General features: G+C 55.1%; 12 protein-coding genes and 5 pseudogenes. 11 read left to right on the forward strand and 6 right to left on the reverse strand.

Annotated elements, in window-relative coordinates:
• Positions 1–293: 293 nt before the first annotated feature.
• From gmtX to BLU63_RS04750, 5 genes are all read right to left on the reverse strand, one after another.
• A complete protein-coding gene (gene gmtX / locus BLU63_RS04730; RefSeq protein ID WP_083374971.1) occupies positions 294–956 on the reverse strand; it encodes a gamma-mobile-trio protein GmtX in 663 nt (220 codons plus the stop codon).
• A gap of 3 nt (positions 957–959) precedes the next feature.
• Complete coding sequence (gmtZ, locus tag BLU63_RS04735) at positions 960–3,548, reverse strand: gamma-mobile-trio integrase GmtZ (protein ID WP_083374972.1); 2,589 nt, start codon at positions 3,546–3,548, stop codon at positions 960–962.
• Positions 3,549–3,557: 9 nt separating this feature from the next.
• Entirely contained in the window at positions 3,558–4,955 is a 1,398-nt protein-coding gene (gene gmtY / locus BLU63_RS04740; protein ID WP_083374973.1) for a gamma-mobile-trio recombinase GmtY, read from the reverse strand.
• A 30-nt stretch (positions 4,956–4,985) separates the two neighbouring features.
• Positions 4,986–5,189 (reverse strand): hypothetical protein, encoded by a 204-nt coding sequence (locus tag BLU63_RS04745; RefSeq protein ID WP_231990937.1) that lies wholly within the window; start codon positions 5,187–5,189, stop codon positions 4,986–4,988.
• 506 nt (positions 5,190–5,695) lie between these two features.
• The gene (locus tag BLU63_RS04750; RefSeq protein WP_083374975.1) at positions 5,696–6,694 is read right to left on the reverse strand and encodes a hypothetical protein; all 999 of its coding nucleotides are present in this window, start codon (positions 6,692–6,694) and stop codon (positions 5,696–5,698) included.
• A 1,303-nt stretch (positions 6,695–7,997) separates the two neighbouring features.
• Between BLU63_RS04750 and BLU63_RS04755 the strand changes: the two genes are divergently transcribed.
• The 6 genes and pseudogenes from BLU63_RS04755 to BLU63_RS04785 all read left to right on the forward strand — a co-directional run.
• Positions 7,998–10,283, forward strand: a complete 2,286-nt coding sequence (locus BLU63_RS04755) for a GGDEF/EAL domain-containing response regulator (RefSeq protein ID WP_083374976.1) — start codon at positions 7,998–8,000, stop codon at positions 10,281–10,283.
• A gap of 322 nt (positions 10,284–10,605) precedes the next feature.
• On the forward strand, positions 10,606–13,137 hold the full coding sequence (locus BLU63_RS04765) for an EAL domain-containing protein (protein WP_159454565.1): 2,532 nt from the start codon (positions 10,606–10,608) through the stop codon (positions 13,135–13,137).
• Between the two features lie 40 nt (positions 13,138–13,177).
• Positions 13,178–15,658 carry a response regulator gene (locus BLU63_RS04770; protein ID WP_083374979.1) on the forward strand — a complete coding sequence of 827 codons (2,481 nt, stop codon included), beginning with the start codon at positions 13,178–13,180 and terminating at the stop codon, positions 15,656–15,658.
• Between the two features lie 613 nt (positions 15,659–16,271).
• Positions 16,272–16,802: pseudogene (locus tag BLU63_RS33250) on the forward strand (SulP family inorganic anion transporter); the annotation flags it as partial.
• An 89-nt stretch (positions 16,803–16,891) separates the two neighbouring features.
• Positions 16,892–17,200, forward strand: a pseudogene (locus tag BLU63_RS04780) (IS110 family transposase); the annotation flags it as partial.
• A gap of 56 nt (positions 17,201–17,256) precedes the next feature.
• Positions 17,257–17,595, forward strand: a pseudogene (locus tag BLU63_RS04785) (IS3 family transposase); the annotation flags it as partial.
• A gap of 97 nt (positions 17,596–17,692) precedes the next feature.
• Here BLU63_RS04785 and BLU63_RS32665 read toward each other — a convergent pair.
• Positions 17,693–17,925 (reverse strand): annotated as a pseudogene (locus tag BLU63_RS32665) (transposase); the annotation flags it as partial.
• Positions 17,926–18,218: 293 nt separating this feature from the next.
• On the opposite strand from BLU63_RS32665, the gene BLU63_RS04790 reads away from it, so the two are divergent.
• The 5 genes and pseudogenes from BLU63_RS04790 to bufA1 form a co-directional block, all read left to right on the forward strand.
• Positions 18,219–20,798, forward strand: a complete 2,580-nt coding sequence (locus BLU63_RS04790; RefSeq protein WP_083374980.1) for a bifunctional diguanylate cyclase/phosphodiesterase — start codon at positions 18,219–18,221, stop codon at positions 20,796–20,798.
• Between the two features lie 263 nt (positions 20,799–21,061).
• On the forward strand, positions 21,062–21,334 hold the full coding sequence (locus BLU63_RS04795) for a multiubiquitin domain-containing protein (protein WP_159454564.1): 273 nt from the start codon (positions 21,062–21,064) through the stop codon (positions 21,332–21,334).
• Positions 21,309–22,517, forward strand: coding sequence for a ThiF family adenylyltransferase (locus BLU63_RS04800; protein ID WP_083374982.1), 1,209 nt, complete (start codon positions 21,309–21,311; stop codon positions 22,515–22,517). The genes BLU63_RS04795 and BLU63_RS04800 overlap by 26 nt, the downstream gene beginning before the upstream one ends.
• On the forward strand, positions 22,496–22,972 hold the full coding sequence (locus tag BLU63_RS04805; RefSeq protein ID WP_174604223.1) for a DUF6527 family protein: 477 nt from the start codon (positions 22,496–22,498) through the stop codon (positions 22,970–22,972). The genes BLU63_RS04800 and BLU63_RS04805 overlap by 22 nt, the downstream gene beginning before the upstream one ends.
• A gap of 688 nt (positions 22,973–23,660) precedes the next feature.
• A pseudogene (gene bufA1 / locus BLU63_RS33685) lies at positions 23,661–23,783 on the forward strand (BufA1 family periplasmic bufferin-type metallophore); the annotation flags it as partial.
• Positions 23,784–23,894: the final 111 nt, after the last annotated feature.

Below are 23,894 nucleotides of genomic sequence, written 5' to 3' on the forward strand. Positions count from 1 at the left end.
CAAGCCGCTGATCCGCGGGCTCGGGAACGATCAGTTGATTGATCGGCAAAACGAAAACGGGCCTGCTTACTAACTTATACCCTAACGACACATATTTTTTGAGGAGAGTACTTAAAACCTAGTGAAATCAGGATATTGAGCACCAAAGATTTACGATGTATATATACATCGTTATACATCCCAACTCCCAAGCGCCGCGGTAACGTCGGCGCTTTTTTCGTAATCGGAACCGTAACCCCCGCCCCCCCCCCCCCCGCACCAGTTCCCATTGACTGCGGGCTGGCCTTTGAGGGTCAATCGCCCAGTACCTTTCGGATAGCACGGGCAAAGCCCACCTCGAACACCGTCCGGCCGCGCTCGCTCAGGATCTCTCCGTGGCTGCCTTCATGCAGGTCACGTTCTTCCAGGTAATCGGCCGACACTGCCTTCTGCAAGGCATCGCGTTCTGATGGGGTCAGGTGTGCGGACAGGGAGAGCACAGCCACAGGCTGCTTTCCAGACGCAACCGAAATGGTCGCACCCAAGGGGCGCCGGTCCACGGTTAACTGTGTCGTGGACTTCAGGACGTTGAGTTGCGCCTTGAGCGTGTCACGTTCTGAGATAATGGCCTGCATGATGGAACGGATAGCTGGGTCCCCGATGCGCATCAAGTACTCATGGCTTGCCAGCATCTTTTTTGGTTTGGGAGCAGGCGGCCCGGCATAGGCCGCCCAAGCTTCAATAAGGATTCGGTAGTCTGCGGATTGGGCATTGTAGAGCGCGCGCCCTTTCATGATGCCCTCGGCTTCGATCAGGCGACCTATTGCTGGCAACGAAAACTCCCGCGAGCCGGTCTCGTTCTGCTTGCCGCACACCTCATGCATCTTTGTCAGGTTTGCCCTGCGGTTCGAGCGTCCGCCTTTCGCGAGTAGCGACTCAAGGACCGCGTCCGGATGGATGTCGGTTATTCCGTTCATGCTTCATCTCTCTTGAAGAAGTGCTTCCCCGCGGGAGTGCCTGGTAAAGTTTGCCGTGGGCAACAACGAAGTGAGATCCAAGTTGAAGTGCTGGCTGAGACTGACACCCGCATCTATCAGGTGAATGACTTCTCGCTTCCCCAGGGCCGGATTTTTCGGGTTCATTTGCCGAGCCAAGTGCCGCAGGAAGGCGTTACCCACTTTGAGCTGCTCTTCTTCGCTTAACAGCATGAATACCGGCGCCATATCGTCTCGATAAAGCACTGCATCAAGCAATTGACTACGGCGAAACACAGCCTTGCCCGGTTCTAGGTCGGGATAGACCTCAACGTCTTCACACACGCCCGCGAGCTGGAGCAATTCGGACTCTGTTTCCTCGAAGGTGACATGGACGTCCGCTACCGTGCCGACAGCAATCATTTGCGTACAATTATCATGGGGGGCCTCAAGCGCCGCCTTACAACGTTCAATGAGTCGCCAGCAAGAGACCAAGTCTTCGGCGAGATCACTGAAGCGTTTCATGGACTTTTCCCATACACGCTCAGCTTGTCGATAGTCGTTCATTCGGGTGAAGGGATGGCGGATTTCTTCAGCATCTATTTTTTGCTTTTTCAGATGCTGGAGTTCGTTTTCCGACGCGAGGCAGGTGTTTCGCGCTTCGTCGAAATGGTAGGCGAGTGTGTTGAAGTGGGAGGTGAGTGCAGGCAGGTGGTGTGGTTCCGTTACGAACCAGCGGCAACGTATGCAGTTGCGAATGCCTCCTGGAACGGGCGTGAATTTTGGAACCGATGGTGACCCGATATTCACCCCGCCGTTGTGGCAGCCATCGACCGCACTGTTTTCTTCTAATGCGCTAGTGTTCCCACCAACAAGGCAAAGGCCGTGGTGCATGGGCACCCAGCCCGTCGGGTTGCGGGCGGCAGGATGCTCTGGGATGGCGGCCGCGACACTCGATATGCTGTTACAGATAATATTCTGTAGAAGCTCACCGTGCTCGGTGTCGAGCAAAAACGTCTGAATGCTCGCTTCTTTGTTCGCCTCCAGGCGATCTGCCGCACCGAGCAGTATGTCGCGAATGTGCGTCGCACCAGGCTTTGTGTAGTAAATGGTCATCAGCAGGCGGCTGTGTCCGACCAGCTTTTGGAGTATGGGGAAAGGTACTTTCCCATCCAAGGCAAGAGCGGTGATGAGGGAGACACGCAAGCTGTGTAGGGGGAATAAAGTCTTCGACGCATAGACACCGGGCTCCACCGGGGGAATAAAAAGAATTGGAGTACCGTTGCGATGGGTTTCGCCCCTAGCAGCAAGTCGCTGTTGAAGGGTTTCAAGCAGGCGGTACCAGCTAGGTGCCAATGTCATTTCTTTAAGCGGAAGATGGTGCTCGCCCTCAGCTGTTTCAGGCATCCGAAAGAGAAAGCAGGCGTCAGCATAACTGGCGAGCTGCACGTCGGTCTTTACCTTTAAATGGCGACCGTCAAGTTCTGCCCAAGGCGTACGCCGTGAGATGGGGTTGTACTTCTCTTGCCAGTTACGCAGCTTCTCCAGCCAATAGAAGACATCTTGATGTACCGGTCCGCCGACGAGCCAAGGCAGGTTGTAGCCTTTGTCAGGGCCGAACTTTAAGGTGTCGGAGGTCTTGTTGGTGCTGATGTACAAAATCGTTGAAACAGCCTCACCATCGGCTAGTGGATTACTTTTTCGGAACACGCCCTGTTGCAAGGGCCTTCGTTCGCTGCCCTGCGCGAGCGGGCTCGAATTTAAAGCCCAACCCTCTGCTGAGAATCGCCAGGTGTCCGCTTCTCCGGAATCGAGCATACGAACCTGGAACGTGCGCAGAGGCAAGATGAGCTTCACTAACAGGGCCACCCAACGGACGGGACTCCATATTTCCAAGCGAGTGTCAGTTCGTATCGGGCGTACACGCCATATGCAATCTGGGTCGTTTTTGTCGATCTGGTCTTCTGAGACTTCAAACCAGTCGGGCGCACAGATCCCGGATTTGCCGATCCCGCTACCTATCGCGCTCTGCGCCCAATGCCAGTCTTTGAAATGCGGACCGGCCGCCAATATCTGTCGCAGTTCATCAATATAGCCGTAGGGGAGTGGCGAATGGACGCTCTCGTCCCGCTTGGGGATCGCACACCTGGAAAGACGGGGCACCGGATTGTAGAACGCCGGTGAGACCACCAACTGCCCGTAATCAGAGGTTTCGCTAAAGTCGAGCAGCAAAACGAAATTAAGGAACGCATGGATAGTGTTGTTGTAGTTGATACCGTCGACCGAATCAGGGCATACCGTGCGATAAAAATCGGGCAGAATCGTATCTCGGCTCAAGAATGCGGCGGGGTCGAGTGGCAGCCCCTGCCTGATAATGTAACGTTCCAGGAAAATAGCCATCGCTGTAAGCCGAGATGCCATCCCCCGCACTTCGCCCTTCAACCATTTCACAGCCAAGCGTTGCCACGGAGCAAGCTGGGGGTATTCACGTCCTACCCAGCCAAGGGACGTGTCACTCTTGCGAGTCAGTCCCTTCTTCTTTGGTACCGTGATTTCGGATACAGATGGCTCGATCGCTTTCTTTTCTTGAGACATTGGCTTTCCTTATTCACAGACGTTCATCGCGCTCATCAAATCAGTCGTCGCAAGGCCGTTCTCAATTTGTTTCTCACGCAGTCGGTGCGCGGCCGCTGCGAGTTCCGCCAAGACCTCTCGGGTCGTAGCTTGCGTATAAACCTCCTGACTTTCCAATGAGGCGTGATGCATAAAGCGCCGAATCAATGTTTTATCCACGCCTGCGGAACGCAGTCGCCGGCCATAGGCGTGCCGATGTCCATGCGGTGTTGTTCCCAGTGCCTTGCCCACTGTGAGGCCTATGCGCTCGCATGCCGCAGCATGAGCCTTGTTGTATTGAGTCAGCGTATACATCGCGCCGACGGGAGCCCGGTACAGATTGATGAAAGCGAAAGGGTGGTCACGCTCAAAGCGCACGACTTGGTCGAGGTAGCGTCGCCAGAGGTGCAGAAACCATTCGCCATACTCCGGTAGGAACCAATAGGCCTGCTTGTAATAGGGGGCGTCGTGTATACCGCCTTTCCACCCAGCATGACGGCGATCAAGTAAATCAGTACGCGGCGCCAAGCCGAACTCATTGGCAAGGTATTCCGCTCGATTACCTTTTCGGGATTTTCCACGTTCGTCATACCAATCACTGGGGGCTGCACCGTGGCTTGGATGGTGAATGAGGACCTTGGCTTGGCCTGGGTTCGCGGAATCGGGGAACACGTCGGGGATATAGAGGTGGAAAGGCTCGGATTCGCGGAAGCCGGCGCCGTGCTGCAGCAATGTGATGAGCATGCCACGGTAATCGTAGCGACCGGCTGTACGAAATCCCTTCATCAGAAGCTCCTCGAAACGCTCCTCTGGAAATGCCGGCGGTTCGTCTTTTTCAACTTTGGGGAGACGTCGACCACGCACTCGGTGTCCCGTTTCCAGCGATACGTTCGCGGCCCACGTATGCCCAAGAAATGCCTTGCTGCGCCGATACTGGTACGCAGCCTCGTCGGTCTGTCGGTCGAAGGCGCCACCCGCATAGCGGGGATTCACCTTGGGCGCCTCGGGGCGCATCTCGCCGAGCCATTCGAAGAAGTCGGTCAGGTGGGTGATGATGTGCGAGGCATCCTGTGGCGACCGCGGAGCCCAGCATAACCCGCTAGGATCGATTCCGGTTTCGCGGTCGAACGTCCCTGTGTAGAGGCGCTGAGCAAAGTTCTGAAACAGGTGATAAGTGTCGCGCTCGGCGGGGTTGCTTTGCAGGTACTCGAGAAACATTCGCACCGAGCGTGCGACCTTTGTCATCCACGTCAGACTTCGGTCGTGACTGTGGTGAAGGCAGTAATCGAGCAGTGGTTCCAGCACACCGCAGGACGTCAACAAAGCTGGAAGCTCTGTGTAGGCACCAGTGGCATCTGAGTAGACGCGAGTCTTTACGGTCACAAACATGATGCGTGCTCTATCTGTGGAGTGTGCAGGTCAAAGCGTCCATTCGTGGCTTTCTTCAACGACCTGATGCGACTCGCTGACCACGATGAGCGCCTTGCCGCGATGCACCAGGCAAAAACTGGATACGAGGTCAGCATCGACACCGGCAGCAGCTGGTGTATCGCCAAGTGCGCCGATCCAGATGTAGCGGTGAGTTTCGAGGCACGCCAGGTAATAGCCGGTAGGCATATGCATTGCTCCAATCGATGAAGTTGCGAGGTGCCAAGCGTGCTGAAGTTATAGAAGACAGATTAAGATATGGCAACGATGTGAAATGTGAACGCTCCGTAAACGTTGTCTATGGGGTTTACGGATGCGTTGTGTAAACCACTTTTATGACTTGTTAACCTAAGTGGTTAACAGTGCAAAAATTAGGTTTACAAGCTCATGAATGTCCGCTCGATGATAGAAGGATCACAAACATTCGTCCGTTTTCCTAATTTAATCAGGTGCCTAGGACCTGGACACTTTTAACCAAGCAGTTCTGGTGCCGACGGAGTGCTTCGATGCGCAATATCGAAGTTTTTTTCGATACCCACGAATTTCTAACGATGGCACATTACGGAAACTGAAGATGTCTAGGAACCAAACGGCCTAGATCAAATAGCACGCGCAGCGAGAAAAGCGCCATCCAAGGAAACGACTAGAATGGGCGTGGTTGCTTTTTACTGAACGCAAAAAGGTCACCATAGTATTTTTCCTTACTCATAGCGGAGAGCCATTTGGTTAAGACATTGCAACCGTCGATCCAGTTCGATACTTGGCTTTGCTTTAATCATGCGATCCAGGATCTTGGGTACTCCGTAAAGACTACTGGTGCAACCTGGTCCGAAAAGTTTCCAGAGCAAAGTCAAAGTCTCACTAGGAAACTTATCAGGTGCTTCAGACGACTCGATCGCATAAAGACTGCCACGGCCATGTAAAGGAGTTAGATAAGGAAGTAATTGATTTAAAGCCTCAGGAAACGCATCTGCCGCTGCGATCGCAAGCTCGGCGAAATGTTGCGTCAGCTCCTTTTCGCACAACTCGCGGTCACGCGACCATCTGGCAAGTAAACGACCTATGCTGGTACGCCATGCCTCGGCTGGACCGCCCTCAATCTCATGAATCCATTGCACGAGCAAGCGTACGGCGCCCTCACGCAACGAAGGAGGGCCCTTTTTGAGCGCCAAATCCGTTTGCTCGAGTGATATACCCCAATGATCGGCATTTTGCTCTCGACGAATGATCGATAAGGCTGGTGCCATGATTTTAGCGGCTGCCCTCCTTGAGCTTTGATCCCTGCCACCGATTTCTGTAACACCTTGCAGAATGTGCTTACAGAATACCTGCGACATTTCAGGCGACAGGTTTGCCCGATTGACTAACACTGAGCGCAGCGCCGCTGCCTCGGCAGATTCACCAGTAAGTGCAGCGTCGAGTATCCCTGTCACAGTTTGCCCATCGATTGATAGAACAAATGCTGCATCGCGTATCAGGACTGCACGCGCATATACGCCTTGGCGGCCCTCTATCGAGGCCGCATGTGCGATATTCCTCAGCAAGTCCGGCCTAATAACCTCACCCGCCTGACGACACCATTCAATGTCCGCCAGCAGCGCTTGGGTGAGTCGCCCTATTGGCGAATTAATCGCATCTTCTGCAAGTTCGCGACTCGCATCGAAAGGTTCGATTTCATGCTCTACGGCACTTGAAAGCAAACGTGGCCACCAATCTACAAGTGTCAGAGCCGATTGCCGAGGAGTACTGAAGTAGAGATCCGCTAGGCGGTCAATTATGATTTTAAAAAAGATTCATTCGCAGGTTTAATCACCTCGAAAATGCTGATGACAAGTTCGCTGCGGCTTCCATCAGGCTCTCCTTGCGGAAACGAAAGGGAGCCGATGAGAGTGCCCCATAGCGGGGCGTTTGAAGAGTCAAGCTCCGCCTGGGCAAGCGTGTCGAAGGCCCCTCTCGGGTCAGTCCGGCAATAGACGCTCCAACCCAGTTGCTTTCTTATGTCAGGGCTATGGATGACTTGGCGGGCCACCTCCAGCCTTTCACCATCTCCCGCGTCGATGATTGGCTGTGCGTCTCCGATAACTGTCTGAACGCCGTAACTATAGGATCCGAAGAAATCGCGTTCTTACACGTCTCGATCCAGATATTCCCGCGTCCTCTTGATAGCGGCTAACTCAGTGGAGCCGCGTCCGGACAGCATCCCAGAAACGCTGAGCATGTTGAGTCGCAACCACACCTCCGAATCGCGTGCGTGGACGCGCCAATCAACCTGACCTTCCTCAATTGTGTAATTTTCGTAGTAGGAGTTTCCTTCAGTGAGGATGCGCTGACAGCTTTGACACCGGTAGGGTTTCTGGTGGGGAGGAAGCGGGTTTAGCCGAGACAAGGTGAGCAGACTCAAGTAATGCCAGTTTTTTGGGCATCCACTCTCCTTACCTCGCTGAGTTGGCGACGGCGAGTCGCGCGCAGTCGCGGACTCGATGATCGCAACATCGCCATCAGAGCGATCTGGGACTGAATGCAGGGAGACCGCCTATTCCAATGTCGCGCTTCGCTCGATCACTACTACATAGGCCGAGATTGAGGGTGGCCGAACTGATGGAACCTTACCCGGAATCTCTTCGTTCTGGATCGTTCGGAGATTCAGGTTCAGGTTCAGGTTCAGGTTCAGGTTCAGGTTCAGGTTCAGGTTCAGGGTGAGTCTCTGCCGGCATTGATTACTAAGGAATTACTGAAATGCGCAAGGTTCGGCACCTCACTTCGAGCTTAAATGGGAATCTAGTCTTCGAAACTGGATTTGCCAGTTGTTTCGGCCTTTACTCAAGATTCGCTATGCCCGGAGAAAACGATTGTCGGTTTGATAGTCCCCTTCCGTCGAAGCGAATTCGTTGAGCTATGCTGAGAGTCACCGAAAGCGATGTATTTGCTTCAGTTACTGGCCACCAGGGATGGAACCTGTATGTATTCAGTTCTTTATATCCAAAACTTAATCGGAATGGCCGGATGAGCAGTCTGGTCACTCGCGTTAATCGGCGCATCTTGATCGTTGACGACACACCGTCAATTCATGACGATTTCCACAAAACTCTCGGCCCGGCAGCGGATCCCGAAAATGGCTTGGCGTCTGCTGAAGAAGCCCTGTTTGGCAGTACCGCCGCCGCGCTGCAAGACTTCGAACTCGACTCTGCCTTTCAGGGCCTCGAAGCCTTGGACAAGGTCGAAGAGGCCCTGGCCAAGGACCTGCCCTATGCCATGGCTTTCATCAACATGCGCATGCCCCCCGGCTGGGACGGCCTGGAAACCATCGAACGGCTCTGGCAGGTCGACCCCAAGCTGCAAGTCGTACTCTGCACCGCATACTCCGACTACTCCTGGGAAAACATCGCCGAACGCCTGGAACTGGGTGATCGCCTGCTGATCCTGAAAAAGCCTTTCGATGCCATCGAGATCCGTCAGATGGCCAGTACGCTGACGGTCAAATGGCAGATGACCGAAGACGCCGCCCTTAAAATGAACCTGCTGGAACAGGCTGTCGAAGAAAGGACCCGCGAGCTGTCCGACGCTAACATCATTGTGCAGAACAGCCCGACCATTCTGTATCGGCTGCTTGGGGAGCCATCGTTCCCCTTGACGTATATCTCTCACAACATCACCAAGTTCGGTCATGTCGCGGCCAATCTGGTGGCATCTGCCAACTGGGCCCGGGAGCTGATTCATTCCGAAGATCTGGGAAAACTCGACGCAGCCATGGCCCAGGTTCTGGACCGGCATGCCGCTGGTGCATCCATCGAGTTCCGCCTACGTACCGGTGATGGCCTGTGGCGCTGGGTGGAAAATCGCTATGTACCGGTACGCGATGACGACGGGCGTTTGCTCGAGGTTGAAGGAATCATCATCGACATCAGCGAACGCAAGCAGGCCGAAGAGCACATCACCGAGCAGGCACGCACCGACGCGCTGACCGGGATGGCCAACCGCGCGACGCTCAACGAGCGCCTGCACCAAGCCTTCGCCGCCACCCGCCGTGGCGCGACGGGGTTTGCGGTGTTCTATCTGGACCTGGATCACTTCAAACGGATCAACGACAGCTTCGGCCACACAGTGGGGGATTTGCTGCTGCAGGAGGTTGCCCGACGCATCAAGGCTTGTGTGCGAGAAAACGACGTGGTGGCACGCATGGGCGGTGACGAATTCACGATTCTTCAGCTCGATGTCAGCGACCCGACACAGGCGGCGACCCTGGCCGCCAAGGTTCTCGATACGTTGGGGCATCCCTATGCGCTCGACGGCAACAACCTGCGGATCTCGGTCAGCATCGGCATCAGCCTCTACACCAGCAGCAGTGGCGTCAGTGCCGACAGCCTGCTGGACCAGGCCGACATGGCGCTGTACCGCTCTAAGGACCAGGGCCGCAACCAATACAACTTTCATTCCAAGGAGATCGACCAGGAAGTACTTGACCGGTTCACCATCGCCAACGAGTTGAAACTGGCCATCGAGCGGAACGAACTCGAATTGCACTACCTGCCCGAGGTGGACCTGAGTTCAGGCAGGATTCTGGGTATGGAGGCCCAAGTGCGCTGGAACCACCCTCAGCGAGGGCGGCTGAGTGCTGACACCTTCCTCCCCGCCGCGGAAAAAACCGGTGCCATCATCGCCCTGGGACATTGGGTGTTGGACCGGGCCTGCCAGCAGATGCGGCAGTGGCGGGACCAAGACATGGCGCCGCCGGTGATCGCGATCAACCTGTCCCTGGCCCAACTAAAAAGCGGCCCGGAACTCATTTATGACGTGCTGCGCACCACCGTCCACTGGAACCTTTGTCCCTGGGATCTGCGGTTCGACGTGACCGAAGCGACCCTGGCGCAGACCAAGTGGAGCCACAACGATGTGCTTCCGCGTTTATGCGCGCTGGGGGTGAAAGTCGCCATCGACGACTTCGGCACCGAATACTCGTCGTTCGACTACCTCAAGACTTATAAAATCAACCACATCAAGATCGCCCAGAACTTCATCGACAACGCGATCCGTGACCCGGCCGGCGCCACGACCCTACGCGCGATCATCAACTTCGCCCGTGAAATGGGGATCGGGGTCATCGTCGAAGGCGTGGAAACTCAGGAACAATGTGACTCATTGATTTCTACAGGCTCGCCTATAACGGCGCAGGGCTTTTATTTCAGTAAAGCCGTTAGCCCCCGTCAAGCCAGCGAGCTCTTGCAGATCGGCAGTATTGATCCGGATGGAAGCAGTCAGACTGCCAGCCCCTCATCCGAGGGCCCGAAATGAATATGTCTGATAGTGCTGCTAACCGGCGAATTCTGATCATCGACGATACGGCCTCAATTCATCAGGACTTTCGAAAGTTTCTCCGCCAAGAGCAGGGTGATGAGATACCCGTAGCCTCCATCGAAAACGTGTTGTTCGGAGCCGCTCGGTCTGAACGGCAGACCTTCGAAATCGACTCGGCTTATCAGGGGCGCGAAGCGCTAAACTTAGTGAATACATTTTGTTCTCCACCCTGAATTGAGTTCGGGGACATCAATGAGACGAATTGTTATTTTCTAGTCTTCTCGGGGGCAGACTGTACCGACACATGGAGGTCCGGCGCATGAAGTACAGACAGCCTGGGTATACAGCGATTGCTTTGGTCATTGATGATGATCCCTTCATCCGGCTGCTCGCTCGCGACGCCTTGGAAAAGATCGATTTGAAGGTAGAGGAGGCGGGCGATGGGGCATCAGGTCTGTCCGCCATTGCTGCACTGGCGCCCGATATTATCCTGCTCGACGTCATGATGCCCGATATGGATGGCTTTGCAGTGTGCCGCCAGGCGCTCCTGATCCCTGGCGCCGAGCTCACCCCCGTCCTGATGCTCACCGCCCTTGAGGACACAGACTCAATCAATCAAGCCTATGAAGCTGGCGCCACCGATTTCATCAGTAAACCCATCAATTGGTCGATACTGGGGCATCGGGTGCGCTACATGTTGAAAGCGAGCGCCTTGTTGCGCAATGTCATCAAGAGTGACTTGCAGTTGGCGAAAGCCCAGCATATGACCTCAGTTGGGAGTTGGGAGTGGAGTATCGAAGCCGACATCACTTCCTGGTCGGAGGAAATGTATCGGATCTGCGGGGGCATATCCGGGACGTTTGATCAAAGCTATCAAAGTTTCCTTGCGCTGGTGTATCCGGCAGATCGGCAACAGGTCGAAACGGCGATGCGCAATGCGCTCGAACAGGTGAGTGCTTACGATGTCGAGCATCGCTTGCTGCGCCCGGACGGCACGGAGCGCATCGTCCATGGGAAAGCGGAAGTCATCTGCGACGCCAATGGCAAGCCCGTTTTGATGTCCGGAACGCTGCAAGACATCACATTACGCAAGCAGGCGGAGTTACACATCAGTCATCTTGCCAACTACGATACGCTAACCGATCTTCCCAACCGGAATCTGTTGCATGACTGCATGGCGCAGTCGATCTTGCTGGCCCGTCGGACCGGGCAACAGTTGGTCATGCTATGTCTGGACCTGGATGGATTCAAGTTCATTAACGACGGCTTCGGCCATGCTGTCGGGGACACCTTGCTCAAGATGGTCGCCATCCGGCTTCAGGGGGCGATCCGTAAGTGCGACACGGTGGCGCGCCTGGGCGGGGACGAATTCGTGCTCATCTTGCTCGGCCTGACCGACGACGGCAGGGACCTGGGGTCCATGCCGCAAAGAGTACTGGACACGTTTGCGCAGCCCTTCATCGCCGACACTCATGAACTGCACGTGACCGCGAGTATTGGCGTGAGCGTCTTCCCCGGCGATGGCGACACCAGTGACACCTTGCTCAAGAACGCTGATGTGGCCATGTATAGTGCCAAGGAGAAAGGACGCAATTGCTTCCAGTTTTACGCGCGAGACATGAGTCTGCGCGCTGAGCGTCGTGTGGAGTTGGAAAATGCGCTTCGCGCGGCGCTCGAACGACAGCAATTCGAACTCCATTATCAGCCCAAAGTCGATCTGCGCAGTGGCAGGATCAGCGGAGTGGAAGCGCTATTGCGCTGGAACCGCCCGGGTCACGGCATGGTGCCGCCAGACAGCTTCATTGGCCTGGCAGAAGAGACGCGGCTGATCGTCCCGATCGGCGAGTGGGTCTTGCGCACGGCCTGTGCCCAGGCGAGAAAGTGGCACGATATGGGCTTCGACGGTTTATCCGTCGCAGTCAATTTGTCGGCACGCCAGTTCGCCCACCAAGACATCGTGCAACTAGTGCGACAGGTGCTTGCAGAGACGGAACTGCCGGCCTGCTACGTTGAGCTCGAGCTCACCGAGAGCGTGCTCATGAGCGACAGCGCTGCCATGCTCAAAGTACTGCGCGAAATCAAGGAAGTCGGGGTCGTGCTCACGCTCGATGACTTCGGTACCGGCTATTCTAGCCTGGCTTACCTCAGGCGTTTCCCGATCGATGTACTCAAGATCGACCGCAGCTTTATCCACAACGTTACCACCGACGTCGACGATGCCTTGCTGGCCAAGAGCATTCTCTTGTTGGCCCAGTCCTTGAAATTGAAAACCGTTGCTGAGGGCGTGGAAACGCAGGGGCAGCTGGATTTTTTAAGCGCCAATAAATGCGATTCAGTGCAAGGCTTTTACTTCAGTCGGCCGGTTACGGCGGAAGCGCTGACGGCGATGCTGAGCAGTGATCTTAGCCTGCCTGTGATGCCGCAGGTGGCTGGGCGCGAACGCACCGTGCTGCTACTTGACGATGACCCAGATGTACTTAACGCACTCGCGTGCCTGTTTCGCAAGGACGGTTATCAAATTCTTCAGACCACGACGGCGGCCGAAGGCTTCGAACTGCTAGCCACGCATAAGGTGCAAGTGATCATCAGCGATCAGCACATCACCTCGATGAACGGCACCGCTTTCTTGGGCAAGGTGAAGGAACTGTATCCCGATACAATCCGCATTATTCTGTCCGGCTATACGGAGCCGAAGTCGGTCATCGACGCGATCAACGGCGGCGCCGTGTATCGCTTCTTGACCAAACCGTGGGACGACCATGTCTTGCGCGATCAGTTGCGGGAAGCGTTTGAACACCACTGGCTGATCTACGGAAAACCAATCCAGGACGATCAGACCCAGGCCTGCTGAGCGGCACGCCGGCGCCGGACCAACATGGAAGGAGAGAGTTATGTTTTTGCTGTCGAAACGGTATTTGGCGGCCTTGCTCTTACTGTGCGCAGCGGGCTTGACCTTGGCCCAGGAACCCAGCGAGAGAGTGCTGGTTGTCGGCAGCGAAGAAGAGTTCCCGCCGTTTTCCACAGGAACCACGAGTGCCACAGCTGGCGGCTTTACAGTGGAATTGTGGAAGGCTGTGGCTAAGGAGAGCCTCCTGAACTATACGATCCGGGTCGGCCCCTTCAGTCAGATTCTTCAGGAATTCAAAGACGGGAAAATCGATGTCCTAATCAACCTGGCACAGTCCGAGCCGAGGCGCCAGTTCGCCGATTTCACTGTGCCGCATGTGACGGTCAATGGTGCCATTTTCGTGCGCAAGGGCGAGTCCGGTATCGGCGCCGAATCGGATCTGGCGGGCAAGTCGATCATCGTGGTGCAATCTGATCTGGCCCATGACTACGCGATCTCGAAAGGCTGGCAGGAGCAACTCGTGGTAGCACCGACAACAGCGGACTGCTTCAGACTGCTCGCCGCTGGCAAACATGACGCGGTCCTGATCAGCAAACTGGTCGGCATGCAGACTCTGCAGACGCTCAAGATCGACAATGTCCGGCCCCTGAACATCAAAGCCGGCTTTGCACAAAAATTCTCGTTTGCCGTACACAAAGGTAACGCCGATTTGCTGGCCAGCATCAATGAGGGTATGGCGATAACCAAGCTGGACGGCACTTATGATGCGATTCACAACAAGTGGTTTGGCATCTATGATGAGCGTAGCGTCTCGCTACACGACACGCTTCCGTATTTGCTGCCGATGATGCTGACGCTGCTGATTCTGGTGGCCTATATGCTCCATCGGCGTCGCACTGAAAACGCCCTGCGCCACGCCAATGAACGCCTCGAAGAGCGGGTTGCGCTGCGCACGAGCGAACTGGAACAGGCGAAGAACGTGGCCGAGTCGTCGAGCCGCGCCAAAGGTGATTTCCTCGCCAACATGAGTCATGAAATTCGCACACCGATGAATGCGATCATCGGCATGTTGTACCTCACACTCAAGACAGAACTCAATCCGAAACAACGCAATTATCTCGAAAAAATCGACATCTCCAGCAAACATCTGCTCGGCGTCATCCATGATATTCTCGACTTCTCCAAGATTGATGCGGGTAAACTGGACTTGGAGTTGATCGATTTCGACCTGAAAGCCGTACTCCAGAACGTAGTCGATCAGGTGTCATTCAGGGCGTTCGAAAAGAGCCTCCGGCTGCGCCTCGAGATCGATCCTGGTGTGCCGCGTTACTTGCGCGGCGACCCGCTGCGCCTGACCCAGGTATTGCTCAATTTCGCCAACAACGCCGTAAAGTTCGCCTCCAGCGGTGACATCGTCATCAGCGCTTTCGAGGCCGAAGCCGGTAGCAACGACAGTCTGATTCGTTTTGAAGTACAAGATAGCGGTGTTGGCATGAGCGCCGCACAGCAAGAGACGCTGTTCCAGGCATTCCAGCAGGCCGACACCACGACCACGCGCCGCTACGGCGGCACCGGTCTCGGGCTTATCATCAGCAAGCAGTTGGTGACGATGATGGGGGGCGAGGTGGGCATGCAGAGTCAACTGGGTCAGGGCAGCACGTTCTGGTGTGCGATCCGCTTCGTTTTTGGCCGCGCCCCGCTTGGGCTCGACGACCCGCAGACATTGGCGCGGCCGACCTGGTTGCGAGGCGCACGTATCTTGCTCGCTGAAGATAACCTGTTCAACCAGCAAGTGTCGATCGACTTACTGGAGGATGCCGGAGCCGTAGTGTTGCTGGCTAATAACGGAAGCGAAGCGCTTGACCTGTTGGGCCACGAGCGCGTTGACTGCGTGCTGATGGATATCCAGATGCCAGAGATGGATGGGCTTGAAGCGGCCCGGCGCATCCGTTCCGAGCCGTCCTTTGACGGATTACCGGTGATTGCATTGACAGCCAATGCGCGCAAAGAGGATCGCGAGCAGTATATCGCCGCTGGCATGGATGATTTTGTCAGCAAACCGATCGAGCCAGAAGTGCTGTACGCAACGCTTCGAAAATGGCTGCCGGCGCAGGTGCCAGAGAATCGGACGGCCGCTGCACACCAGCTCCAACGGTCCATGGACGCCATGCCGCAGACCGGGTCGGAGGGTATCGATCTGTCTGTGCTAGCCAAACTCTGCGTCAATAACCCGGAACGTATTGCGCGCTATGTCGACGTGTTCATGGACTCGGTGCAGCAGGCCGGGGACGAGATCGAATCCGCACTGCAGCGCGAAGACCTCGCGGCATTGAGCGCCTTAGGGCATAGAATCAAGTCCTCTGCCAGCGCCGCAGGTGCGATGGGGCTGGCCGACCTGGGGCGGACGCTTGAGACGGTGCAGACGGACAGCAGCCTGGAGCAGGCCCGGTATCTGATCGCTCGACTGCCATTTGTTCTAGAGAAAATCAGGGGGCAGGTGGCAGCGTATACAAGAAAGCGCTGACGGCATCGCCGCGGCCTCCGCGCCGCGAGCGGGCGCCGCAAAGCGACATCTAGACGATTACCCACAGTGATGGCTTTCGCGAGAATGTTCTTGAATTAACGTAAAGGTGAGCGGACGGCAGCTCCGATAATGGATACCGAAATGAGACTTGCATCGGCATCGGCATTTGTGAGCGTGCTTTGAAGAGCGCCAAAAACGGAGGTGATTCCTCCTCGACATTGGTTACAGTTGAACAACCGCTGTCGGCCCAGAGTATGTAAAAACGCTAAATCTCGTTTCAGTTTTCGAGGCTGAGAGCCAGCCAAGCTTCGCGGCCTGATCAAAGGGACGATGCTTTCTTGGTGAGCTTAACTGGCCCAGCGGCCAGATGTTCGTCGACCGCTTCCTCAGCACGCCGATGTTCTATCCCCCGCTTCACGTTTGAACCGTGCTAGCAGGTCAGACCGGAGGCGAGCGCCAACGCTGGTGTTGACCCGAAGGTCGGCCTTCTGTACTTGTGTCGTCATTGCGTTTGTCGGCGGACGCCCGGCAATGATCTCCGCTGCGACAGGTGCTATGGCGCTGCTCATAGTAAAGCTAGTTATGGTGCACGGCTTGCAGTTCCTGCTGGCGGCCGGACGTACTTCTGAATCTGGATACCTTGCTTATCATCCTGCCATACTCGGCGGGCTTAGTCGTCGTCGGCCTCCTCGAGTCGATGATGACCGCAACCATTGTCGACGACCTCACTGACACGATCAGCGACAAGAACCGCGAGTGCTAGGACCAAGGGATCGCGAATATTACTGCGGGCCTGCTCGGGGTTATGGCGGGGTGCGCGATGATCGGCCTATGCTCAACGTAAAATCAGGAGGCAGGACGCGCCTCTCCACCCTAAGCGCGGGCGTATTGCTCCAGGATGCTGTTCATGGGCGACTGCCTGGCAAGCATTCCCATGGCAGCGTTGGGCGCGGTGATGATTATGGTATCCATCACTACCTTCAGTTGGCAGTTCATTCGCAACCTGAAGCAATACAACTTCTGGGACATAACCACGGTAGCTGCGTTGGACAAAGTGGTGCTGAAGCTTCGCCGCAACGCTATAGAGGTGGACGTGATCGGCACGAACCGGGCGATAACCACCCTGATAGTCAGAGGCCCATAGCTGGTCGGTGCTGGCTTCTGACTCACGAGGGCGATATGAATAAGCGTCATCTAGACTATGCCGCGGCGCACATTCAGCACATGCAAAAGCTCACCCTCGCATCCGGCTGTCGTATCAGTGGCGGCCAGATACTTCCGGCAAATACCCGTAAGACCAAAAATCGAGTGACCGCCCACCTGCGGTTAGCAGCGGTAACGGTCGGAAGAACGAACACCGCACTGGGTGCATTCTATCGGCGTCTCACGGTTCGAATTGGCAAAGCCAAGACGGTCACGGCTACCGCTCGAAAGATTGCGATCCTGTTCTAAAACGCCATGCGCTTCGGGATGAATTATCGAGACCCCGGAGCCAATCACTATGAGCAAAAATATCGGGAACGAGAGGTGAAAGGAGTGTAACGACACGCCGCTGAATTGGGCTGACGCTGCAACCGGTGGATGGTGTTTCTTAGGGAGGCCGCCGCGTTATTTGCCAAGGAGTGCGGCTGAAGTACGCCTTTATTAAGCGGCTAGCGGGTGACTACTCCATTCGACGACTTTGCCTGACGCTGAAGGTTCATCCCAGCGGCTACTACGCGGGGCTGTCCGAACCTAAATCTGCACGAGCCAAAGATGATCAGCGACTGCTCGGTTTGATCAAGCATTCCTGGTTGGAGAGCGATGGTGTTTATGGTTATCGCAAGATCCATGAAGACCTGTGCGAGGTTGGCGAGAACTGTGGCCTCCATCGGGTGACCAGGTTGATGCGCGTTGTAGGTTTGCGCTCTCAGACGGGATACCGACGGCGATCGGGAAAATCATCAAGATGTTTTACAACCCAAAAACGACGTCATGGTTTCAACAATCAGCTATCACCGGTAGAGTTTGAAAAGCGTTACACCGCGAGCTTGGAGAGTGTCTAGAAAACCCGAGGCGATTCAAGTCGATCATCCAGGTGTCCAGATAAATCAGGTTGTCCTGGTTAGGTTTGAGGTGCAAGCGTTCCAGAACAGGTGGGAAGTGCCGTTATCGCGCCAGTCACGGAAGCGACAACATTGACCAAGGCCCGAACCGATCAGGCATGTCGCGCCATGCCCCCCAGAGCACAGAATCCAGAGGATGCCGTTAAGCATGAGTCGACCGTCGAATTGATGATTAGTGGGCACAGTGAAGAACGGTGGTATTGCTTGCACTTCCTCTAATGGGTGTGAAATCATTTTGACATCAAACCGGAAATCCGGAAATCGCAAGAGGCTAGATCGACGCTTAACGAGGTAAGTGAAAACTCTCAAAGGCCATTTTTTCAAGGCTAAAGCGGCAACCATTCTTTTAGAAACCACGGCGCATCCAAATGGGTGCACAATAACTTATATAACGGACAGCGGTAAGTGAACCACTCACCGTCCTGCAGATTCGCTTTTGCAGTTGAAGGATCTAAATGGCTGACCTCAACCTTTTCAACGCTCTCAAGACACCCTGTGGCTCCAGTACCGGTTTTGCTCGCCGAACCATGATGCCGTTCGCTGCCCTATTGCTGCTGGTATTCACATTGGCGGCAGTCATACTGGTCAAGACCGCGCACGACCAAAATGACCAGGCCCGCGACCGAAGTCTGTTCTTCGCCGAAAAGGCGCTGAAAATTCGCCAGGACAAACTGCAACAGTCTATTGGTGATTATGCCTTCTGGGGCGATGCCTACCAGAATCTGCACGTTCATATCGATTTGGAGTGGGCCTATACAAGAGGCAATGTGGGAGCGACTCTGTTTGAGAATTTTGGCTATGAAGGGGTATTTGTCGTCGCGCCAGGCAATCGCACAGTCTACGCGATGATTGACGGGCAGTTGCAGCCAACGGAAATCCAACAATGGCTGCAAGGAGATGTCACCGAGTTACTGGAGGAAGCCAAAGCTCGGGCGGCCGATGAGCAAAGCGTTGTGAAGGTTTTTCAAGTCGCGGGGCGACCTGCCTTGGTCGTTGCCGCAAGCCTCACACCGGGCACTGATCCGTCAGTGCGGAAAGTGCCCGGTCCCCCTTCGGTGCTGTTGTTCGTAGACGTCCTCCGTCCGGACAAGCTTCTGAGTTTGGGCCAAGACTATGCCTTGACGCAGCTGCGTGTAGCCCGCGATGAAGAGGATGCAGCGCTCGAGCCCAGCCTTAGTATACCCACGGCTGACGAATCGTCCTTTCTGCTTCGCTGGGATCCCGTACGGCCGGGCAGCCCGCTGCTTACCTTCTTATTACCCGTGCTTGGTATCGCCGGTCTGATCATTGGCGCTCTGAGCTGGCTGGTGATGCGCCATGCGATGGCTACCGCGAGGCTGCTGGATGACAGCTACGCCTCACTCGTTGTAAGCGAGGCACGCTTCCAGGATATCGCGCAAGCGAGCTCCGACTGGCTTTGGGAAACGGATGCGGAGCAACGTTTCCGTTACTTGTCCGGGCGATTCGAGGAAATTACCGGGCATTCGCCCGAAGTCTGGTTGGGTAGGCCGTTAAGTGATTTTCTGAAATTTGAGTCAGATTCGCTGGCCAGCTGGGTGACCGATCCCAAGATAAAGGCTTCGCCCTACACGCCTCTTCCATGCAGCTATCAGTCAGCCAGCGGAAAGTACTGTCTGTGTAATCTGGTTGTGCGTGCGATAAGCAGCCCTGCTGATTTGCACGGTTACCGGGGAACCGCACGTGATATTACAGCAGAGCTAGAAAACCGAGCACGCATTCAGCAATTGCAGCAATATGACGCTCTGACTGGTCTGCCCAATCGTAAACATCTGCAAGAGCGGCTTGAAACGCGGATAAAAAGTGAGCACAACAGTTCTATTGCAGTTCTAAACATAAGTCTTGAGCAATTCAAGCATGTCAATGATAGTTTTGGCCTTTCGGTTGGAGACCAAGTGCTTGTAGAGCTCTCGCATCGCCTGGAAGGTTTTCTGCGCACCGAGGATTTACTAGCACGTCATGCCGGTGACGAGTTCATCGTGTTGCTTGATGGTGGGTTTGCCCTTAATGAGTACATTGAAGGACTTTGCAGCCGACTCATCGAATGTGTGGAGCGCCCATTCTGGGTTGTACATCAGCAGGTCTTCATAAGTGCCAGGATCGGCATAGCGATCTCCCACAAGGATAAGGACGCCACACACGACCTTCTTCGGTCTGCCGAGATCGCGCTGTATCGCGCCAGACGCCAGATTAAAAGCAAATGGTGTTTCTTTACCCCCGAGATAGATCGCCAAATTAGCGAAGAGAAGCAGTTGGAGAGCGATCTGTACTTTGCCATCAGTAACGATCAACTATGCTTACACTTCCAGCCGCGATATCGCACCAGTGATCGACATCTGAGCGGAGTAGAAGCCCTGGTGCGCTGGCAGCATCCACAGCGAGGACTGCTCAGCCCCGGTGATTTCATTGTGCTAGCCGAGCAAAGCGGATTGATCATCCCTCTAGGTGGCTGGGTTTTGCGTCAGGCCTGTATTCAAGCGATGAGCTTTCCAGAACCTATTTTTGTCTCGGTGAACCTCTCGCCTAAGCAATTTCGTACCCCCGGCTTGGTTGCACAGGTTCAAAACATTCTGGATGAATCCGGCCTACCCGCCGCTCGTTTGGAACTGGAAATAACCGAAAGCATGATGTTCGAGGACGCCGAAGGCGCTCTTGCCACCCTGAATGAACTCAAGGCTCTCGGGATTCGAATGTCTATGGACGACTTTGGTACCGGATATTCCTCGCTCAGTTACTTGCACAGGTATCCTTTCGACATCCTGAAAATCGACCGTAGTTTTACCGCCCGCCTCGATGATGCCGAAGGCGGTCTGGCAGTCGTCCTAGCCATCGTTTGGCTTGGGCATGCCTTGTCAATGCAGGTAACGGCTGAAGGAGTGGAGAGCGAAGAGCAACTGAGCCTACTTAACGATATGGGCTGTGATGAAGTCCAGGGGTTCCACCTCAGTCGTCCGATTTCTATGGAGCAGCTCTGTGCACTACTGACGCAGGCCCACACGAACACTATTGAAACCTGAGGCAGGTATTACGGCCAGCGACAATGCTTTTTTACTCGACGTATAAGCAAGAACACTATCACCCAACATTGGCATAGACATATTCGACTTTATACAAGACGACCGTGCCACACATCTTGCCGCCACACAGCAAGATCGGCGTTTTTCAAGGTGGTTGCCGCCCCCCATTTTCTCTTGGGCTTGAAATGCAAAAAAAAGCCCACACTTAGTGTAGGTGGCACCTTGCCATGAGCCTTGACGGAGCCAAACTCCAGGAGAAAATAATGACACAGGAAAACGCTCAACACGGCCAAGGTGTAGGGAACAAGCCTTCGACCACCAACATAATCGTCAACGCTCGCCCCAGACATGTCGAAGGCACTGAAATCACCTACGCTACGGTTGTTCAACTGGCCTTCGGCGAAAACAATTTGGAGATCATCTACACGGTCTCCTACACAGCACCGAAGATGCCGGATGGGACTCTGGTTGAGGGGCAATCAGTCGCCATCGAGAACGGGATGAAGTTTGATGTCAAACGCACCAACCGCTCCTAATCCGTCCATTGCACGACTGATCGCTGAAGGTTTTGAAATCGATATTCTGCACCAGCATCTGCTGGTGTATTCGATCCCGTACCTCGACCAGCAGCGCAATTTGAAGCTTGGTACCCTGGTTTGTCCCTACGTCGAACTAGGCGATCAAGACACCCGTCCGGCTGATCACACTATGTGGCTACAAGGGGACCTCCCTCATATGGCCGATGGCAGGCCGATGAGTCAGGTGGTTAACCATTCGAATACTCACACCTTGTTCGACCAGTTTCAGGTCCAACATTACCTGTCCAACAAAAATGGCGAGCCTGACTTCCCCACGAACTTTTACGACAAAGTGGCCCACTACTACATCCTGTTTGTGAGCCAGGCGCGCGTCCACTATCCAAACGCAGACGGCCGAACCGGGATCGTTCACCCGCAGCGGGATCCAAATTCAGTTTTCAGATACCCAGATACGGCTTCGGCCCGAGCTGGCATCACAGCAGTGACCCAGCGACTTGCGGCCGAGCGTGTTGCGATCGTTGGGACTGGTGGTACCGGCAGCTACATCCTGGATCTACTTGCCAAAACACCCATCAAAGAAGTCCACCTGTTCGACGGGGATGACTTCGAACCTCACAACGCCTTCCGCACGCCAGGAGCGGCCTCGCTCGAAAACTTGCAGGCAAGGCCCAAGAAGGTTGACTACTTGCTTGAAGCCTACGACCCCATGCGTCGGGGGATCATTCCTCACGCATATCACCTTGAGCAGCGTAATGTCAACGAGCTGGCCGGCTTCAACTTTGTCTTTGTGGCGGTAGACAACGGCCCGTCACGCAAGCTCATCGCAGATTACCTGGTAGCCGAAGGCATCCCGTTCATCGACGTGGGCATGGGGGTGGAGCAGGAGACCGAAGACGGTGGAGTCGTATCACTATCCGGTACCTGCCGGGTGACCCTGGCCACCTCCGACAAGCATGACCATCTACAGCAACGCATGGATTTCCGTGAAGACAAAGAAGAGGTGCTCTATCGGAGCAACATCCAGGTCGCAGACCTAAATGCCCTCAACGCCACCATGGCGGTCCTGCGCTGGAAGCAATTCATGGGGTTCTACAGCGACCAGCAGCAAGCCCATAATTTAAGCTTCGCCCTATCACTTCAGTCTTTGGGACGCGCCGAATGCCCACCGTTCACCGGATGAAGCTTCAGAAGATCCAGCCCGTTTTTGTTGAGTTCATACCCGAGAAAATCGAGCCGGGCAAGCTGTACATCAGCGAGAAGTACGAGACAGCGATCCACAAGTGCTGCTGTGGCTGCGGTGAAGAAGTAGTAACACCCCTGTCACCCGCTGAGTGGCGCCTGAGCAAAGGCCCGAGCGGGGTATCGCTGTCCCCGTCGATCGGTAACTGGGATTACCCCTGCCGCTCTCACTACTTCATCGCAGAGAACGCGATTGTGTGGGCCGGCTCAATGAGTGACCGACAGATCCAATGGGTGAAGGCGCGGGACCAGCGGGACATGGAGCGGCATATCGCTCATCGCAACTTAAGGCACCAGGAAGCCCAAAATGCCGCGCAGGAACCAGCCGTTTCATCCGGCTTCGGCGCCATGGTTCAGGTAGCGATTGACTGGCTCAAGTCTTTATTCAAACGGTAAGTGTCGCTACAGAGCGTACTCAAACAGGCCAGCCAAATGACTGCTGACACAAAGCTCAACATCGCCTGATAGTTCCTGGTTAGTCGCTCATATCTGATCGCTATCCGGCGGAACTGCTTCAACTTCTAGAAAAAGCGTTCCACCAGATGGCGAGTCTTGTACAGTTGTCGATCAAGGTTACGAGGGTTCAGGCGATTCTTTTTCGAGGGGATGATCGCCTCAGCGCCACGACGCTGGATGAAGTCGACAAAAGCGTCTGAGTCATGACCCTTTTCGGCCAAGACAGCCTCGAGGGCGAAACCCTCGATCAACGCTTCAGCCTGACCATATCCGAGGCTTGTTCAGGCGTTAATAGCAAGACGTCGACCGCGCCATGAATCGTGGTACTCAGTCCCCCTTTGGACTTGCCCATGGCCTCGATGTACTGATCTGTTTTTTTGCCGCACTGTGATGATTAACCCGCACGATGCTGCCATCCACCATCAAATGCTCTTGGTCAGCATCAGCAGCGAGTGCCTCCATCATGGGCCTTGCCTGGCAACAGATTCTTGATCCATTCCCATTGATCCTCATGACGAAGCCTATGGCGACTCATCCGCTGCTTCAAGTCGACTGAAGGTAACGGATTTAACCTGCTCGATTCAAATAAGATCGCCCTCTACGGGATCAACGCCGTAGCGAAAACGACTGTGCTGAAGGCATTCAATCCTGCGCCGGGCAGGCCACCCTGGCGCGTGACACTAAATCGTTCGTGCTGTTACCCGCCGGGATGAGCGGCAAGATTGCGGGCGGGGCAATGAAGCCCGTCTAATCGACGAAGAGCGCAGCCATCGATCAACCATCGTGCATGGTCTAGGTAAGAAAAGGGTTTGGCCTCCTCTAACTACTCTAGCTTGACGGCATCTCGCTTAGCATTGGAGTG

This window comes from Pseudomonas mandelii (assembly GCF_900106065.1).
In the GTDB taxonomy this organism is placed as follows: Bacteria; Pseudomonadota; Gammaproteobacteria; order Pseudomonadales; family Pseudomonadaceae; genus Aquipseudomonas; species Aquipseudomonas mandelii.